Annotated in this window: 14 protein-coding genes; 5 read left to right on the top strand and 9 right to left on the bottom strand. The window is 58.4% G+C overall.

The window, feature by feature from the left end:
- Positions 1 to 12: 12 nt before the first annotated feature.
- Entirely contained in the window at positions 13 to 1,017 is a 1,005-nt protein-coding gene (gene hemB, locus MHM86_RS01940) for a porphobilinogen synthase (RefSeq protein WP_239195177.1), read from the bottom strand.
- A gap of 182 nt (positions 1,018 to 1,199) precedes the next feature.
- Between hemB and MHM86_RS01935 the strand changes: the two genes are divergently transcribed.
- Together MHM86_RS01935 and mfd are read left to right on the top strand one after the other, a co-directional pair.
- Positions 1,200 to 1,763 (top strand): component of SufBCD complex, encoded by a 564-nt coding sequence (locus tag MHM86_RS01935; RefSeq protein ID WP_239195174.1) that lies wholly within the window; start codon positions 1,200 to 1,202, stop codon positions 1,761 to 1,763.
- Positions 1,756 to 5,238, top strand: coding sequence for a transcription-repair coupling factor (mfd, locus tag MHM86_RS01930; protein WP_239195172.1), 3,483 nt, complete (start codon positions 1,756 to 1,758; stop codon positions 5,236 to 5,238). The genes MHM86_RS01935 and mfd overlap by 8 nt, the downstream gene beginning before the upstream one ends.
- A gap of 138 nt (positions 5,239 to 5,376) precedes the next feature.
- Here mfd and MHM86_RS01925 read toward each other — a convergent pair whose 3' ends face one another.
- Entirely contained in the window at positions 5,377 to 7,842 is a 2,466-nt protein-coding gene (locus MHM86_RS01925) for a penicillin acylase family protein (RefSeq protein ID WP_239195171.1), read from the bottom strand.
- Between the two features lie 93 nt (positions 7,843 to 7,935).
- Here MHM86_RS01925 and MHM86_RS01920 point away from each other — a divergent pair, with 93 nt between their 5' ends.
- The gene (locus MHM86_RS01920; protein ID WP_239195170.1) at positions 7,936 to 8,808 is read left to right on the top strand and encodes an NAD(P)-dependent oxidoreductase; all 873 of its coding nucleotides are present in this window, start codon (positions 7,936 to 7,938) and stop codon (positions 8,806 to 8,808) included.
- Positions 8,809 to 8,919: 111 nt separating this feature from the next.
- On the opposite strand, the gene MHM86_RS01915 is transcribed toward MHM86_RS01920, so the two are convergent.
- From MHM86_RS01915 to MHM86_RS01895, 5 genes are all read right to left on the bottom strand, one after another.
- Positions 8,920 to 9,255, bottom strand: a complete 336-nt coding sequence (locus MHM86_RS01915; RefSeq protein WP_239195169.1) for a multidrug efflux SMR transporter — start codon at positions 9,253 to 9,255, stop codon at positions 8,920 to 8,922.
- 15 nt (positions 9,256 to 9,270) lie between these two features.
- Positions 9,271 to 9,888, bottom strand: coding sequence for a YitT family protein (locus MHM86_RS01910; RefSeq protein WP_239195168.1), 618 nt, complete (start codon positions 9,886 to 9,888; stop codon positions 9,271 to 9,273).
- Between the two features lie 60 nt (positions 9,889 to 9,948).
- Entirely contained in the window at positions 9,949 to 11,181 is a 1,233-nt protein-coding gene (locus tag MHM86_RS01905) for a multidrug effflux MFS transporter (RefSeq protein WP_239195167.1), read from the bottom strand.
- A gap of 178 nt (positions 11,182 to 11,359) precedes the next feature.
- The gene (locus MHM86_RS01900) at positions 11,360 to 12,022 is read right to left on the bottom strand and encodes a DsbA family oxidoreductase (protein ID WP_239196874.1); all 663 of its coding nucleotides are present in this window, start codon (positions 12,020 to 12,022) and stop codon (positions 11,360 to 11,362) included.
- Positions 12,023 to 12,134: 112 nt separating this feature from the next.
- Positions 12,135 to 13,664, bottom strand: a complete 1,530-nt coding sequence (locus MHM86_RS01895) for a class I adenylate-forming enzyme family protein (RefSeq protein WP_239195166.1) — start codon at positions 13,662 to 13,664, stop codon at positions 12,135 to 12,137.
- 65 nt (positions 13,665 to 13,729) lie between these two features.
- Between MHM86_RS01895 and MHM86_RS01890 the strand changes: the two genes are divergently transcribed.
- Positions 13,730 to 14,356, top strand: a complete 627-nt coding sequence (locus MHM86_RS01890) for a helix-turn-helix domain-containing protein (RefSeq protein ID WP_239195165.1) — start codon at positions 13,730 to 13,732, stop codon at positions 14,354 to 14,356.
- A gap of 104 nt (positions 14,357 to 14,460) precedes the next feature.
- Here MHM86_RS01890 and MHM86_RS01885 read toward each other — a convergent pair whose 3' ends face one another.
- Together MHM86_RS01885 and MHM86_RS01880 are read right to left on the bottom strand one after the other, a co-directional pair.
- Complete coding sequence (locus MHM86_RS01885) at positions 14,461 to 14,574, bottom strand: entericidin EcnA/B family protein (RefSeq protein ID WP_239195164.1); 114 nt, start codon at positions 14,572 to 14,574, stop codon at positions 14,461 to 14,463.
- Positions 14,575 to 14,579: 5 nt separating this feature from the next.
- Complete coding sequence (locus tag MHM86_RS01880) at positions 14,580 to 16,394, bottom strand: extracellular solute-binding protein (protein ID WP_239195163.1); 1,815 nt, start codon at positions 16,392 to 16,394, stop codon at positions 14,580 to 14,582.
- Between the two features lie 422 nt (positions 16,395 to 16,816).
- Here MHM86_RS01880 and MHM86_RS01875 point away from each other — a divergent pair, with 422 nt between their 5' ends.
- Positions 16,817 to 17,587 carry a 3-hydroxybutyrate dehydrogenase gene (locus MHM86_RS01875; RefSeq protein ID WP_239195162.1) on the top strand — a complete coding sequence of 257 codons (771 nt, stop codon included), beginning with the start codon at positions 16,817 to 16,819 and terminating at the stop codon, positions 17,585 to 17,587.
- Positions 17,588 to 17,602 lie beyond the last annotated feature (15 nt).

Raw genomic sequence — 17,602 nt, 5'->3', positions numbered from 1 at the left:
CCTTTGGTAGACTTAAAGCTCTTGCAGAAGGCGCGCCGCTTCTGGCGCGAAATAGGTTAGGATGCCGTCACAGCCCGCGCGTTTAAAGCACATCAGGCTTTCCATCATCACCTTCTGCCCATCGAGCCAGCCGTTTTGCACCGCGGCCTGAATCATCGCATATTCACCGGACACCTGATAGGCAAAGGTAGGCGCGGCAAACTGATCCTTCACCCGGCGACAGATGTCTAGGTATGGCATGCCGGGTTTGACCATCACCATATCCGCCCCCTCTGACAGATCCCGGGCGATCATGCGCAGCGCCTCGTCGGTATTGGCCGGGTTCATCTGATAGGTGCTTTTATTGCCCTTCAGGTTGCCGCTGGCGCCCACCGCGTCGCGGAAGGGCCCGTAGAAACCGCTGGCATATTTTGCCGAATAGGACATCAGGGTTACATCCTGATGGCCTTCCGCCTCCAACGCCTGACGCAACGCGCCGATGCGGCCGTCCATCATGTCCGAGGGACCGATGATATCGACGCCTGCCTCCGCCTGAGACAGCGCCTGCTTCACCAGCGCCGCAACCGTTTCGTCGTTTAAGATCTTGCCATCACAGACAAATCCATCGTGGCCGTCGATGTTATAAGGATCCAGCGCAACGTCTGACATGATCGCAATATCAATACCCGCATCCCGGATCGCGCGGGTGGCGCGGTTGGTCAGGTTGTCGGGGTTCCATGCCTCTTCACAGCCCTTCGTTTTCAGCGCAGGGTCGGTGTAGGGAAACAGGCAGATCACCGGAATACCCAGATCTGCCCCCTCCCGCGCGGCCTCGACGATCTTGTCAACGGACCGACGGATCACGCCGGGCATTGAGGCCACCGGCTCCTCGATGCCTTCACCATCACGGATAAAGACAGGCCAGATCATATCCTTCACTGTCAGGGTGTTTTCCTGCACCAGATCACGGATCTGACTGGAACGGCGCAGACGACGATGGCGCGCAGCGGGGAAGGGGGCAAGACCAGTAAGAGACATCAGTGGAACCTTTCTTCTGGCCCAAATCGTCAGGGCCTAACATTCTGACAGCACGCAGAATACGCAAACAGGCGGCGTGCGGCGTTTGCCTATGGGTGGCACGGAATTTCCTCTACCTCAAGGGTAGGAATTGCCGCGCGTGCGCAGTATTGAGGGCAGAAGCTCTTTTTGGGACCGAGAATTTGAACTGGTACACCTATCTGAATGAAATGATGGACCTTAGGTCCTTTTCCAACCTGTGGTTCTGGATCGCGCTGGCCGTTATGTGGTCAACAGCCAGTCATTGGGTTCTGGGCGTGCCCTATGACATGGTGACACGCGCCACCCGCGACCCAGAGGCAGGGCAGGCGGATCTGGAACAGATCGCCTATGGTTTTGTGCGCCGCCGGCTCTATGTGACCAATGTTGCGGGCACTTGGATGACGGTTCTGACCAGCTTTATCCTGTCCTCTCTGCTGATCCTTGGGTGGGGCTATGATATTGAATTTGCACAGGCTCTGGCACTACTGGGGACGCCGATGACCCTTGTGGGGTACCTGTCCCATCGCGCCGCTGCGCGGATTGAGGGTGAGAAGCTGCGCGGCGCAGATCTGCGCAAGGTGCTGACCCGTCTGCGTATGACAATTCAGGCGATTGGCATGGTGTCGATCTTTGTCACCTCTGTCTGGGGGATCTATGTTAATCTGGTCCGCCACCTCGACAACGACCTGTTCAAAGTAGAAGTGATCGAGCCCACCGATGGCTAACCCCAAGACCCTGCACCCACATACCCTAACTTTGGGCGGCGCGCCCGAAGGCTATGACGCTCAGCTGATTTTGAAAGAGATCGCCAAATCCGGTCAGCCCGTGGTGCATGTGGCCCGCGATGACAAACGGATGGCGGCGATGCAGGCGGCATTGCGGTTTTTTGCCCCGGACATGCCGGTGCTGCTGTTTCCCGGCTGGGATTGCCTGCCCTATGACCGCGTCAGCCCCAACGCGGATATTTCCGCGGCCCGTATGGCGACATTGGCGGCGCTGGTGCATGGCGCGCCGAAACAGTTTGTGCTGCTGACCACGATCAGTGCGGCGATGCAACGGGTTCCTGCGCGCGATGTCCTGCGTGAGGCGGCGTTTACCGCCCGTGTGGACGGTCAGGTGGATGAGGGGGCGCTGCGCAGTTTCCTTGTCCGCATGGGATTCACCCAGTCGCCCACAGTGATGGAGCCGGGAGATTATGCCGTGCGAGGCGGCATCATTGATATCTTCCCCCCCGGGGACAGTGGGCCGGTGCGTCTGGATTTGTTTGGCGATGTGCTGGACGGCGCCCGCCGGTTTGATCCGGTCAGCCAGCGCACGATCGAGAAACTGGATGTGATCGAACTGGCGCCCGTGTCGGAGGTCATTCTGGACGACGCCGCGATCCGCCGATTCCGCCAGAATTATCGCATCGAGTTTGGGGCCGCCCGTACTGACGATCCGCTCTACGAGGCGGTGAGCGCAGGGCGCAAGCATCAGGGCATCGAACACTGGCTGCCGTTCTTCCATGAACGTCTGGAAATGCTGTTTGACTACCTCCCCGACGCCAGTATCAGCATGGATGATCAGGTGACGCCCGCGCGTCTCAGCCGGTATGAGAGCATCGAGGACCAGTATGAAACCCGCCGTCATGCGATGACGCAGAAGGGGCGTATGGACAGTGTTTATAAACCGATCCCCCCGGCGTTGATGTATCTGGATGATGCAAGCTGGGAGGCCGCGGTGACTGGCCGCCGCCTGATCCAGCTGCACCCGCTGGCACAGGCCTCTGGCCCCGGTGTAGCGGATGCTGGCGGGCGCATTGGGCGCAACTTCTCTCCGGAACGGCAGTTGGAAAACGTCAACCTGTTTGAGGCGCTGGCCGATCACATACGCACCCGTATGGAAAAGGGTCCCGTGCTGGTTGCCTCCTATTCCGAAGGCGCGCGCGAACGTCTGGAAGGTCTCTTGGAGGATGAGGACCTGATCGGCGCGGTGTCCGTGCGGGATGTGCGCGGTATCGGCAAACATGGGCTGCATCTGGCGGTCTGGCCTCTGGAACACGGGTTTGAAACGCCGGATATGACGGTGATTTCCGAACAGGACGTGTTGGGCGACCGTTTGATCCGTAAACCGCAAAAGAAACGCCGTGCTGAAAATTTCCTGACCGAAACGCAATCGCTGACACCGGGCGACCTGGTGGTGCATGTGGACCATGGCATCGGCCGATACCGTGGCCTTGAGGTCGTGCGTGCGGCAGGCGCAGCGCATGAATGTATCCTTCTTGAATACGCAGAGGCGGCCAAGCTGTACCTGCCGGTCGAAAACATCGAACTGCTGACAAAATACGGCCATGATGAGGGACTTCTGGACCGTCTGGGTGGCGGCGCATGGCAGGCCAAGAAAGCCAAGCTGAAAGAACGCATCCGCGAAATGGCAGATCGTCTGATCCGCGTCGCGGCAGAGCGCGAACTGCGCAAAGCGCCCATTCTGGAACCGCAGCACCACGCGTGGGAGGCGTTCAGCGCCCGCTTTCCTTATCAGGAAACCGACGATCAGTTGAATGCGATTGAGGATGTGCTGGGCGATTTGACCTCGGGCCGTCCGATGGACCGCCTGATTTGTGGCGATGTGGGTTTCGGCAAGACCGAGGTGGCGATGCGCGCCGCCTTCATCGCGGCAATGTCCGGCATGCAAGTGGCGATTGTGGCGCCCACAACGCTGTTGGCACGACAACATTACAAAAGCTTCGCCGACCGCTTCCGCGGCTTCCCATTAGAGGTGCGCTCGCTGTCACGATTTGTGACCGGCAAAGAAGCATCGCTAACCCGTGATGGCATGTCGCGCGGCACGGTGGATGTGGTGGTCGGCACCCATGCGCTCTTGGCGAAGAACATCAAGTTCAAGAACCTCGGTCTGTTGATCATAGACGAGGAACAGCATTTCGGCGTCGCCCACAAGGAACGGCTGAAACAGCTGCGCAGCGACATCCATGTGCTGACCCTGACTGCGACGCCGATCCCGCGCACGCTGCAACTGTCACTGTCCGGTGTGCGTGATTTGTCGATCATCGGCACGCCGCCTGTGGACCGCCTGTCGATCCGCACATACGTTAGCGAATTTGACGGCGTCACCGTGCGTGAAGCATTGCTGCGCGAACACTATCGTGGCGGGCAGAGTTTCTTCGTCGTGCCGCGCTTGTCGGATCTGCCGGAGATTGAAGAGTTTCTGCGCACACAGGTGCCAGAGGTCAGCTATGTCACCGCGCACGGCCAGATGGCGGCGGGGGAACTTGATGACCGCATGAACGCCTTTTATGACGGCAAATATGATGTGCTGCTGGCGACTACGATTGTGGAAAGCGGCCTCGACATTCCCACCGCCAACACCATGGTCGTGCACCGCGCTGATATGTTCGGATTGGCGCAGCTTTACCAGATCCGTGGTCGCGTCGGTCGTTCGAAAACCCGCGCCTATGCTTACCTGACCACCAAGCCGCGCCAAAAATTGACCGCCACAGCAGAAAAGCGTCTGCGCGTTCTGGGATCACTCGACACGTTGGGGGCAGGGTTCACGCTGGCTTCGCAAGACCTCGACATTCGCGGGGCAGGGAATCTGCTGGGCGAAGAGCAGTCCGGCCAGATGCGTGATGTGGGCTATGAACTCTACCAGTCGATGCTGGAAGAAGCGATTGCCAAGATCAAAGCGGGTGAGCTGGAGGGGCTTAACGACAGTGACGACCAATGGGCGCCGCAGATCAATCTGGGCGTGCCCGTTCTGATCCCTGATACCTATGTGCCGGATCTGGATGTGCGCCTTGGCCTTTACCGTCGCCTCAGTAGCTTGTCCGGCAAAGTTGAACTCGAAGGATTTGCTGCCGAACTGATCGACCGATTTGGCAAATTGCCGAAAGAGGTGAACACCCTGATGCTGATCGTACGCATCAAAGAAATGTGCAAAAGGGCCGGTATCGCCAAATTGGACGGCGGCCCCAAAGGCGCAACGATCCAGTTTCACAACGACAAATTTGCCTCACCCCAAGGGCTGGTGGAATATATTCAGGCGCAAAACGGTCTGGCCAAGGTCAAAGACAATAAAATCGTGGTGCGCCGTGACTGGAAATCAGACGGCGACAAGATTAAAGGCGCCTTTGCTATCGCCCGCGATCTGGCCGCTAAAGTGATCGAGGAAAAGAAGCGCCTGAAAGCCAAAGCGAAGGGGTAATGAGAGCTATGCCCGGCGGGCATAGCGGGCATATTTGAGGACCATTAAAAAGGCGGCGCGCATCTTCAGCGGCCGCCTTCTTCGTATCAATATATCCTGGGTGAGGCACGTAAGGGCCGGGGGCAGCCCCCATGGATATTACTGCGCAGGCCGCAACACTGTCACCCCGACGGCGGCCGCGCGGGCCAGTCCGGTGTCAAGCGACATTGGGATATATTCGCCGCGCCGCCACAGTTCACCCAGATCATCATAATACCGCGACAGGAAGTGGCCGGATTGGCCGGTGGCGGTGACAAAAACCGAACTGTCAGGATCTGCGAAATCATAAACTCCGCGATAGCCCGCCCCGTGCACGTTGGCAAAGGGACGATCCGGCGTGCCTGCTGACAGTCCGCGCATCAAGGTCTGGTCGCCGCCTGAAGTGGGCTGACGAATATTCACAAAGTGACGCAGAAACGGCACGCCCCCCAGAACAGGATGAACATGCAGAGCTTCATGCGCCTCGCCCCATTGCAGGCTTTCCAACGACAGGCCGTAAGCCTCATCAATCCACAACAGTGCGTCATCTAGTGCCAGACGGGCCATGTCAGAACAGCTCTCCACCGGGGCGGATTGGATCACGTCGCACCATGTGCCTGCACCATCCACATCGCGAAACACCCGTTCGATGAACAGCGGCTCTACATGGGTGAAGCGGTCGGCCAATGGCCCCAGATCATCGCGGATCAACCTATCTTGCAGCGCACGCACCCAGGCGGTGTAGATCAGCGGCTCTGGCAGGTGTTCGTTCATTTCCCCATTCCAGTCGGCCAGCAGGCTAAGGGCGCGCTGGCGCTGGCGTTCGGGCGTGCCATCGGGGGCGGCTTCACCGGTGAACCAAAGGTCCGCGCCGATCAGCGGCAACAGCGTGCGCGCGGCGGGGCTGACGGTGTCCAACTGTGTTTCGATGAAGCTGTCGCGGGTGTGGACCTGACGCCCCTGCATCAGGCGGGTCCAGCGTTGGATGCGTTGCGTGTCGCCCCAGTCAAAGCTGACGTGAAGGGGGAAGGGGCGATCAACGATTTTGTTGTTCGTATTGCCCAGAATGCCGCCGATGGGATTGCTGAATTCAGGGTTGGCCGCATACGAATTGTCGCCCTGCCAGCGGTTTTCCCTTCGCCAGCCGGGGCTGGGCATGCGGCCCCTGGACTGATGGGCGGCCTGACGGCGGGGCATCTTACCCAGCGTTTTCATCGCGATCTGCGTGTCGTCAACCAGCACCAGATTGAGCGCGGGCGCAACCATATCGGCGCCCGCGGCCAAGGCTTCTGTCGCGCTATGAGCACTCATCAGGTTGACGGCGGCGCTGGCGCTTCGATCTTCGGCGCGCAGCGCGGTCCAGTTGAGTGTCGCCACATGGCCTTTGGGCGTCACCGCACCAACGTTCTGAAAGTGCGATGGCAGAACCGGGCCATTTTCGGTCCAGCGCAGCGTCAGGGTAATCGGCTTGGCGTCTGCGACTTGCAGGATCGAGGTGCGGGTGCGGAACGGCTTGAACCCGTCAGGCGTGCGGTACTCATCGGGGTTTTCGGGGTTCAGTTCCTCGATATAAAGGTCCTGATTGTCCATATAGGCAGCGGTGATCCCCCAGCCGAGATCGGCAGACCGGCCCAGCATCACTGCGGGAATGCCCGGAATGGTGGCGCCGATCACGCCGCCGCTTTGCAATTCCAGCCGTGCCAGATACCACGGACCCGGCGCTGAAAATCCCATATGCGGATCGCTGGCCAGTAGCGTACCCCCAGCGGCAGACCGGCTGCCGGAAGCAGCCCAAGCATTAGACGCACCAGCAAAAATCGCATCATTGTAAGGCGACAGGGGGTCGCGTTCACTGTCCGGCTGTGCGGCCAGTTGCGGGGGCTGCCCCTGCATCAGATCCGCATAGCGTGGCAGGGTTGCAGTGCCCGCGCCGGGGGCATCGGGCAGGATATCAGACAGGCGCGCCTCCTCCAGCAGTAGCGATGTTTGCGCGCGCAGCACTTCTGTGTCGACCTGTGTGCTCATCCGCAGGGCCATAAGCTTGATCATCGCTACGCTGTCTGCAGGCTGCCACGGGGCAATCGGCATCTTGAACAGGAACATCTCTGGCGCGCCACGGCCAAGGGCGTTTTGGTTGATCTCTTCTAGTCGGGCATTCACACCGCGAGCGTAGGCTTCCAGCGCCATCTGCGTACGCGCATCCTGATGCGCCACCGCCGCCTGCGCCAGCGGATAGAGGTCAAGGCTGCGCATAACAGTGTCGATGGTCACTGTGCGGGTGCCGAACACCTCCGACAGGCGGCCCTGCACGGTGCGGCGCAGGGTCATCATCTGCCACAAGCGGTCCTGTGCATGCGCATAGCCAAGGCCAAAGAACACATCCGCATCTGAGGCCCCCAGAATATGCGGCACATTGGCGTTGTCGCGCACGATCTCCAGCGGTGCCTCAAGTCCTGCGACAGTCAGATCCTTGTCGTATTCCGGCAGGGACCGGGACGCCAGATAGTAGATCCCCAGCATGGTCACCACGATGACCGCAATCATCGTTCCAGCCAGTCGCATCAGCCACCGAAAGATCAAACCCATACCGCTATCCTGTTCACACTTGCCTTTTCACCGCTAGCTAGCCACAAACCAGAGGAAAGACAAACATGAACCGCAGCAAGAACGAGGTGTGAGATGGCAAAAGTGGCGTTTTTGGGACTGGGCGTGATGGGCTACCCGATGGCGGGGCATCTGGTGAAAGCGGGCCATGAGGTCACCGTTTACAACCGTACCGCTGCCAAAGCTGACGCTTGGGTCGCTGAACACGGCGGCGCAATGGCGCTGACCCCGCGCGAGGCGGCGGAGGGCGCGGAATTTGTCATGGCCTGCGTCGGCAATGATGACGATCTGCGCTCTGTCTGTGTTGGGGATGATGGCGCTTTTGCTGGTATGGCTGCGGGCAGTGTTTTTGTGGATCACACCACTGTTTCGGCCAAGGTCACGGCAGAGCTGTTTGCGATGGCCAAAGGGCAGGGCGTGGCCTTTGTCGATGCGCCGGTGTCTGGCGGTCAGGCAGGGGCGGAAAACGGCCAGTTGGTCGTGATGTGTGGTGGCGATCAGACGGATTATGAACGTGCAGAGCCGATAATCGGTTCTTATGCTAAACTGTGCAACCGTCTGGGTGATAGCGGTGCAGGACAGAAAACCAAGATGGTCAATCAGATTTGTATCGCTGGTCTGGTTCAAGCGCTCTCTGAAGGCCTGAACTTTGCTGAAAAAGCAGGCCTTGATCCCCGCGCGGTGGTTGAGGTGATCGGCGGCGGCGCCGCTGGCAGCTGGCAGATGGTGAACCGAGTCGGCACCATGGCGGATGATGAATTTGAGCACGGTTTTGCCGTTGATTGGATGCGCAAGGATCTGGGCATCTGTCTGGACACTGCGGACGAGATTGGCGCCTCACTGCCTGTCACCGCACAGGTGGATCAGTATTACAAGGATGTGCAGGCACTGGGCGGCGGTCGTTGGGACACATCGAGCCTGATCAAACGTCTGCGCGCTTTGGGGTAAGGCTGAAAGGGCGCGCCTGGCCCTCAGCTCGGCGCGCCTGCTGTTGACTGTCTGATAAGGAGAGGCAGCAGCTGTGATTTGAGAATGGTTGGTGACGGCCGGTTGGTCGGCTTAATGCCCGGACGCTTTGGAAAACAGGTTAATCACCACGATGCCGCACAGGATCATCGCAATCCCAAATACGGCGGGCCAATCGAGTTTCTGGCCAAAAACCAGATAGCCGATGATGGCGATCAGCACGATACCCAAGCCGCTCCACAGCGCATAGACGATCCCAACAGGCAGCGTCTTCAGCGTCAGGGACAGTAGCCAGAAACTGACGCCATACCCCAGCACCACCAGAACCGATGGCACCAGTCGCGTGAACTGCTGACTGGCCTGTAGGGCGGAGGTCCCGATGGTTTCTGCCAGCACAGCAAGGAGGAGGATCAGGTAGATTTTGGGCATCACATGTCTCAAGCGTTAGCTGGCGATATACCAGTCTTTGCGGTGGTTCACCGCAATATTGAGGTTCAGCACCACCGCCCCAAGAAGCGAGTAGAGAACCAACGGCACGTCAATCACAAAGAAGGCTGCGGCAAAGACGCCAACATCAAACAGAAGCTGCGTGTAACCCGCGCGAAATCCGGTTTTGTCCTGCAGGTAAAGCGCCAAGATCCCCACGCCACCCAACGACGCGCCATGCCGAAACAGTGCAAGCAGCGCCATGCCTGACAGCATGCCAACCAGCACTGCGCCGACAACTGGGTTCACCGTATCAAAGCTGATGTAGCTCGGCAGCAGTTCAGTCGTCACTGACATCACCGCAATTGCGGCAAAGGTCTTGGCGGTAAATATCCAGCCCATCCGTTTGAGTGCGAGCCAATAAAACGGCAGGTTCACCACAAAAAATATCGGGCCAAACCCATATCCCGTCAAATAAGACAGCAACACCGCCAAACCAGCGGTCTGCCCCGTCACAAGGCCCAGATGAGTCAGCAGGACCATCGCAAACGACGCCATCGTGGTGCCAAACAAGAAGCCCTGAACGTCCGCAAGGACGCCATGTTTCTGTGGGTTTTGGTTCGGAAAATCAGCCATATCTGACGCTCTAGCCTGCGGCGTGAGGAAAATCCAGCGCCGGGAGATTACGGTAACACCTCAAGGTGTCGCCGCTTCTGCCTCTGCGTCATAGCGCGGCATCGCCAACATCCCGATGAGTGCCACTGCCATGGCCGTCATGACGCCCAGTGTCAGGGGCAGGGGCGTGCCGTTGAACGTCAACCCCACAGGGGCCGCGATGGCCGCAGAAACCACCGTTGCCAGCCCGCCCGAAACAGAGGCAGCGGTGCCGGCGATATGGCCCAACGGCTCCAGCATGATCGTTGTCAGATTGCCCATGGTCAGACCGGCATTGAAAAACACGGAGGTGATCCAGATCACAAAGACATAGAACATCCACGGCGTCGCAGCCGCCGCGCCGGACCCCATCCAGATCAGCGACATCGCAAGCGACAGGACCAACTGCCCCGCAATCGCCGCGCTTACCATCCGCCGCATGCCCAACCGCATCACCAGCGAGGCGTTGAGCAGGCTGGCAGAGCCAGAGGCCAGCGCAACCAGCGCAAACCACAAGGGAAAACTGTCAGCGCGGTGAAAGACCACCTCGAAAATCGGGTGGATCAGGCTGATCGCCATGAACAGCGTGGAAAAACAAAGCGTTTGCACCATGATCGCCAAGCGCACTGTGCGATGCCCCATCATCTCGCGCACTGCAGCAGTGATCCGGCCAAGACGGAAAGGACGACGATTGTCTACCGGCAGCGACTCCGGCTGGCGTATCATCAACCAGCCGGTAGCAAGGGTTGAAAACAGAATGAACGAGCCAAAGATCCCGCGCCATCCGACCAACGCAATCACACCTGCCCCCAGCAGCGGGGCGACGGCCGGCACAATGGTAAAGATCATCATCACAAAGCTCATGATCCGCGCCATATCGCGTCCCGAATAAAGGTCACGCACAATCGCCAACCCGACAACCCGTGGTGCCGCCGCGCCGACCCCCTGAACCACACGGGCGACCAACAGCAATTCCAGCCCTTGCGTAAAAATCGCCACCGCAGAGGCTATGATATAGAGGACAGCCCCCCAAAAAATCACTCTCTTTCGGCCGAAGCTATCGGATAGAGGACCGGTGAAAAACGTGCCCACACCCATGCCGAACACAAAAGAGGTCAGCACCAATTGCGCCTGATTGACGTCTTGCGGGCTCAGCGCACGACCAATCTCCGGCAAGGCGGGCAACATAGAATCGATTGAAAACGCCACCGTGGCAAAAAGCATTGCCAAGAGCGCAATAAACTCCGCACGGGACAGGCGGTTGGGGTTCGACATGAGTTCGCTTTCAAAATCAGCGCCGCGCCTGACAGGATGCGAGAATGCGCACAGACATCAGGCGGAGCGGGAATGCGCATTTAAGGTAGCGCAGCGCATCGTAATACACCATCCGCACTATTACGGTACGCACGCCGTGCAGCAAATGACGTCGATGAGGCCAGAACCCGAACTGACGTCAGGCGTCAGCTTGGGCCTGTTGATGGTTTTCGATGATTTCATCAATCACTTTCAGCCACAGATCGGTGGCCTGAGCGCCGGGCACAGCGTGTTGGCTGGCGATGATAAAGGTCGGGACAGAGGTGACGCCCATCTGACGCGCGGCTTTGTCACGCTCTTGGATCTCAGCATCATCAGAGGCCCCCTGCAATAGGCGGCGCACCACGGCGGCGTCCATGCCTTCGGCGTCGGCCACATCCGCCAGCACCTCAATATCGCCAATGTCGCGGCCATCAACAAAGTAGGCTTGAAACAAGGCAGAAACGATCGGGGTCTGCTTGCCCTCTAGGCCCGCCCAGTGGATGAGCCGATGAGCGTTGAGAGTGTTGGGCGTGGTTTTGATACCTTCAAGGTTGATTTCGATCCCTGCATTTTCGGCGTGCTGATGCACCGGCATATAGGCCTGTACGGCACCTTTCTGACCGCCGAACTTGCCTTCCAGATAGGCGCGGCGATCCATGCCTGCGGCGGGCATATCGGGGTTCAGCTGGAAAGGGTGCCATTCGATCACAAAGGGATGGCCGGGGCGCTGTTGCAGCGCGCGATCCAGATAGGTCTTGCCGATATAGCACCATGGACAGATGGGATCGGACAAAATGTCCAGCTTTACCGCCTGCTCCATGTTTTCAACTGCGCTCATCCTGCTGCTCCTTTTGGTCGAAACTGGCTGATACCGCTAAATCACGCCCAAGAAAACCACAATCCCCGCACAAAGGGTCTGCGCCTGCGCTTATTCAGATGTTGCGATGGTAAAGTTCTTTCAACTTCTGGCGTGATAATTTGCCGTTCGGATTGGTTGGCATAGCATCAACATGCACCCAAACACGGGGCTGTTTATAGCGCGCCAAGCGCGTTTGTGCAAATCCGGAAAGTGTTTCGGGATCAAGGGGTTCATTGGCAGTGTAAAAGCCAACTATAAGGCACGCGTCCGCCTTTACCTCGACATCGGTCACTGCCAGCGCATTGACACCGGGCACCCCATGCAGCGCCGCCTCTACCTCCAGTGGGGAGACGCGATAACCGCCAGCATTCATCATATCGTCGGCGCGGCCTGTGTAGTGGATCTGACCCGACACATCCATAACGCCATGGTCGCCGGTCAAAAACCAATCTCCGTCAAAGCGGCGCGCGGTGGCGTCCGGGGCTTCGAAGTAGCCCAGCATCAGGCCGGGATCGGATTTATGAATGGAAATAACTCCATCTTCACCTATCTTTACAGGTCCATCCTCATTCCTAAGAGACAGGATGCGGCCGGTTTGAGGTCGACCCAGCGCCCCCTCGGTGGCAGGATAGTCGGGGCAGGCCGAAATCGGTGTGGAACATTCCGACATGCCATAAGCCTCAAAGATTGGCTTGCCGCCTGTGGCCTGCGCCCAATGCTGGCGGATCGCTGCGGATAGTTTTTCACCGGCGGCCAGTCCGTGACGCAATGACGGCAGATCAAGCGTGGTGTGGTCCTGAAGAATTTTGCGATAAACCCCTGGAGCCGCTGCAAAAAGCGTTGCTTCATGCTGTGCCAGAAGACCGGGTAAAGCCGATATCGATACATCTGCTGCAGGAATCAGTGCAGTGGCGCCAGCGGTCCATGGATCCATCAATCCGGTGCCCAGCGTAAAGGTCCAGTTGAACGCACCCGCATGTAGCAAACGGTCGTCAGCGCGCAATCCATACCATCCCTGATGCATCATCTGCCGCGCCCAGATAGCGCGGTGCGCATGCATCACTGCGCGCGGCTGCCCTGATGTACCAGAGGTATAGATCAGATAGGCCAACCGGTTCGGATCGCCCATGTGAAACCGCGCCGCAGGCAAGGTATGCATCATATCCAGATCGCGGGTGCAGACCTCATCACACCCCAGATCCGTCAATTCAGGACAGGCGACTGCCGGATCACGCAGCACCGCCCGCGGGCGCAGCTGTGCAATCATCCTGGCCACCTCGGGCGTGGTCAGCATGGCGGATGTCGGGACTGGCACCAGCCCGACAGCAATCGCGCCCAGATAGGCGATCGGAAAATCCACCGTATTGCCCAGCCGCATCAGCAGGATGTCACCGGGCTGGTGGCCGCGCCGCAACAGGCCAGTTCCGACGCCCAAAACCGCCTGTTTCAACCGCCGATAAGACCAGCTGTCAGCGCCAGTGGTTGAAATCACACTTAGCGCGGTTTTATCTGCGTTTTCATCGGCCTTCGTCAGGACATGCGCGGCCAGATTGAAGGGCGCAGGGCAGGGTGTAAAACCACCCATGTCAAAGATTGCTTTCATATCCTTTGGATACGCGGTGGCTGCACGTGTTGCAAGAAGCGGCGTTGCGGCGTAAGAGATGCGCCATGACTGATCAGAAACCGCAAGGCTCCATCGTTCGTATTGCCCGTGAAAATGGCACGCAGGACAGTCCCGAACCACTGGATCTGCCGAGCCGTGTGCGCGAATTGCGCAAATCCCGCGGCCTGACACTGGAACAGGCCGCAACTCAGGCCGGTCTGGCACGATCCACTCTGTCCAAAATCGAAAACGGCCTGATGTCCCCGACCTATGAGGCGCTCAAAAAGCTGGCCTCTGGCCTAGAAATTTCGGTGCCGCAGCTGTTCACCCCGCCACAGCGTGAAAAGGTAAACGGGCGCATGGCGATCACCCGCTTTGACGAGGGCAGCGGTCAAGCCACCACCACCTATGAACACGAAATGCTGGGCGGCAGCCTGACCAAGAAGCAGATGCTGCCCTACCGCGCCCGCGTGCGCGCACGGTCGATGGATGAGTTTGACGGCTGGGTCCGCCACGACGGCGAAGAGTTCCTGTATGTGCTGACCGGCGTGGTGCGGCTTTACACAGAATTTTATGAGCCGGTAGAGATGAAGCGCGGCGACAGCGCCTATTATGACGCCACGATGGGGCACAACGTGATTTCGCTCAGCCCTGAGGATGCGACGATCCTTTGGGTCACTTCTTTGGTGTAGGGGGCTTCGAAGGCGCCCTCAAGACGTCTCAAACACTCCCGGCGGGAGCGTAAAAATGTGAAAGCCGCGCCCCAACTGGCGCGGCTTTCTTTTATCTCAGTGACTTACAGCCAGCTTTGCACCCGGCGCGACCCACCGGAAATGTCCTGTCCTATGCCATCAATTGTGGCGCAGCTTGCGAGTAGAGTCAGGGTTGCGATAACGAACAGTTTTTTCATCTCACTTACTCCTCATGCCACCAGACGTCGGGAGTCCAGCCGATGCGATCCCCGTAAATTGGGGTGTTTTGCGGGAAGTGCAAGTTCTTGCGATGCGCCAAACGCGCTGGACCACCAGCCCAGAGCGGGATCACATAGCGTCCAGCCATCAACTGACGGTCCAGCGCGCGGGTGGCTGCGGTGAAATCGTCGCTGGACTGTGCGGTCAGCATGGCGGTGATGGTGGCGTCGATGGCGGGGGATTTTATCCCCATCAGGTTGCGCGACCCTTCGATATCCGCCTGCGCTGATCCCCAGTAAAGGTTCTGTTCGTTGCCGGGGCTTAGCGACAGATAGCGCACGTAGGGCATCATGTCGAAATCCTGTCTGTCGCGACGTTCGGCAAACTGAGCGTTGTCAACCTGCGCGATCTCCATCGTGATGCCAAGGCGATCAAGGGAGCTGCGGTAAATTTCCATAATCGTCTGAGCTTCTTTGTCGCCCTGACGGATCACGGTTTCAAAGGTGAAGGGTGCACCGCCTGCATCCTTCATCACACCATCCTGCACAGTCCAGCCGGCCTGTTCAAACAGGTCCATCGCGGCGCGCACGTCTTTGCGATTGCGCGGACTGGTATCACCTGCGGGCAGGGTGATGCCCTCAAGTGTGCCGGGCAGCAGCTGGTCCTTGAACGGTTCCAACACTGCCAGAACTTTGCCAGTTGCTTCGCCAGGCTGGGCACCAAGGTGAGAGTTGGAGAAGTAAGAAGGAATGCGTGACTGACGACCGCCGGTCACCGTGTCGTTCACATAGGGGAAATTGAACGCAGTGATCATCGCCTGACGCACGCGCCAGTCAGCAAACTGCGGGCGACGGCTGTTCATCACATAGCCGACCATGCCACTGGGACGTTGATGCTGAACCTCTGATTTCACGACGTCACCGCTGGCCACCGCAGGGAAGTCGTACTGACTGGCCCATTTTTCGGCATTGCCTTCGCGGTAGAAGTTCATTTCACCGGCTTTGAATGCCTCAAACAGCACCGCCTGATCGCCGAAAAATTCGATGCGCAGCTCGTCAAAATTGCCGGTCCCACGGCGAAAGTTCAAATCTTTGCCCCAATAGTCCGGATTACGTTTCAGCGACACGTAGCGCCCCGCCTCGTAGCTATCGACCACATAGGGGGCAGAGGTCACAGGCACATCCTGCAGCGTGCCCTCTGTCAGTGCCTTATCCTGCCACTGAGCCTTTTTCAAAATCGGGCGCAGACCGGCGATCAACGCCAACTCGCGATCCTCGACATTGAAGGTGATACGCACCTTGCGTTCACCAGTCTGTTCGATCTTGTCGATCTTCTTCCAGAACCCGTGGTAGCGCGGATGGCCTATGGTCCCCAGCGTTTCATAGGACCATATCACGTCCTCGACCGTCATCGGCGTGCCATCGCTGAACTGCGCTTCCTCGCGCAGCGTAAACTCGACCCAAGAGCGATCTTCGGGAACCTCAATGGTTTCGGCCAGCAGCCCATAGAGGGTGAAAGGTTCATCCCAGCTGCGCCCCATCAGCGATTCAGATGTAAAGAAGCGCAGCTGCCACGGCACCGTTCCTTTGCGTACGTAAGGGTTCAGTGAATCAAATCCACCGGTATTGCCTTCGACGAAGCGGCCACCTTTGGGAGCGTTGGCATTCACATATGGCAGCGCGGTGAAATCCGCGGGCAGGGCGGGATCACCATACATCGCGATGCCATGTTGTGGTTCAGCCTGAGCCGCAGAGCCCAATAAAACAAGTGCCGTCACGGCACTCAGCCATTTTGTTCGGGGGAAAATCACTGGTCGCATTCTGGCAACAATCCTACTCTGCCTTATTTTCTGTAGGCTTAGCCTAAAGCGGCTTTTTGATCATTTCAATTTTTAGCTTGGAACCCGGCGCGGGATTGCTTATAAAGGATGCACTGCTCGATAGGTTTCTTGCCTGTATGAAACCTGCCTCAATAACTTTACGCCGGCCTTGTGCCGGCGTTTTTTTTTGGCCGCAGCCTTACCGATAAGCGATATTTTGCTGGGGATTGCGTGCCTTGCGCACGTCCTCCTTGCACCAACCGCAGGGCGATTGAGCACCGCTTTCACTCCTGATTCTCATCTCCGAATCCCATTGCGATCCGGTTGATCGAATCATCGTAGTTATGCTGACTCGCCGCAGTGCTGAGCATGGGGTATGCTTTATGCGCAAAGTAAAGGCCAGAGCAAAAGGTGGGACAAAAGTGAAATTATCGAAAGAAACTGCGGTCGTTACAGGGTCAAACTCAGGCATCGGTCTAGGTGTGGTGCGCGAACTCGCGCGGGCAGGGGCGAATGTGGTTCTGAACTCCTTCACTGATCGCGATGAAGACCACGCATTAGCTGCTGATATTGCAAAAGAATTCGGCGTAGAAGCCCGCTATATCAAGGCCGATATGTCCAAAGCTGACGAGTGTCGCGCGCTGATTGAAAAGGCCGGAGCCTGCGATATCTTGGTCAACAATGCAGGCATTCAGCATGTGGAGCCGATCGATAGTTTCCCGGTCGAAAAATGGGATGCAATTATCGCAATCAACATGTCTTCTGCCTTTCACACCACAGCCGCTGCGTTGCCGGGCATGCGCGCCGCTGGCTGGGGCAGGGTGATCAATATCGCATCGGCCCACGGCCTGACCGCCTCGCCGTTCAAATCGGCCTATGTGGCGGCGAAACATGGGGTTGTGGGTCTGACCAAGGTGACAGCCCTTGAAACCGCGCGGGAGCCGATCACCTGCAACGCCATCTGTCCGGGCTATGTGTCCACGCCACTGGTGGAATCACAGATCCCCGACACGATGGAGAAATACGGCAAGAGCCGCGAAGAAGTGCTGGAGATGCTGCTGGAACGCCAGCCGTCGAAGGAAATGGCCACGGTCGAACAACTGGGTGGCACCTGTGTGTTCCTGTGTTCGGATGCGGCGGCGCAGATGACTGGCACGACGCTGTCTGTCGATGGTGGCTGGACCGCGCTTTAATGGACCGCCTGCGGA

This window comes from Thalassobius sp. Cn5-15 (assembly GCF_022347685.1).
In the GTDB taxonomy this organism is placed as follows: Bacteria; Pseudomonadota; Alphaproteobacteria; order Rhodobacterales; family Rhodobacteraceae; genus Thalassobius.
Note: the sequence above shows the minus strand (reverse complement) of the source record. Positions and strands in the feature narration are given on the sequence as shown.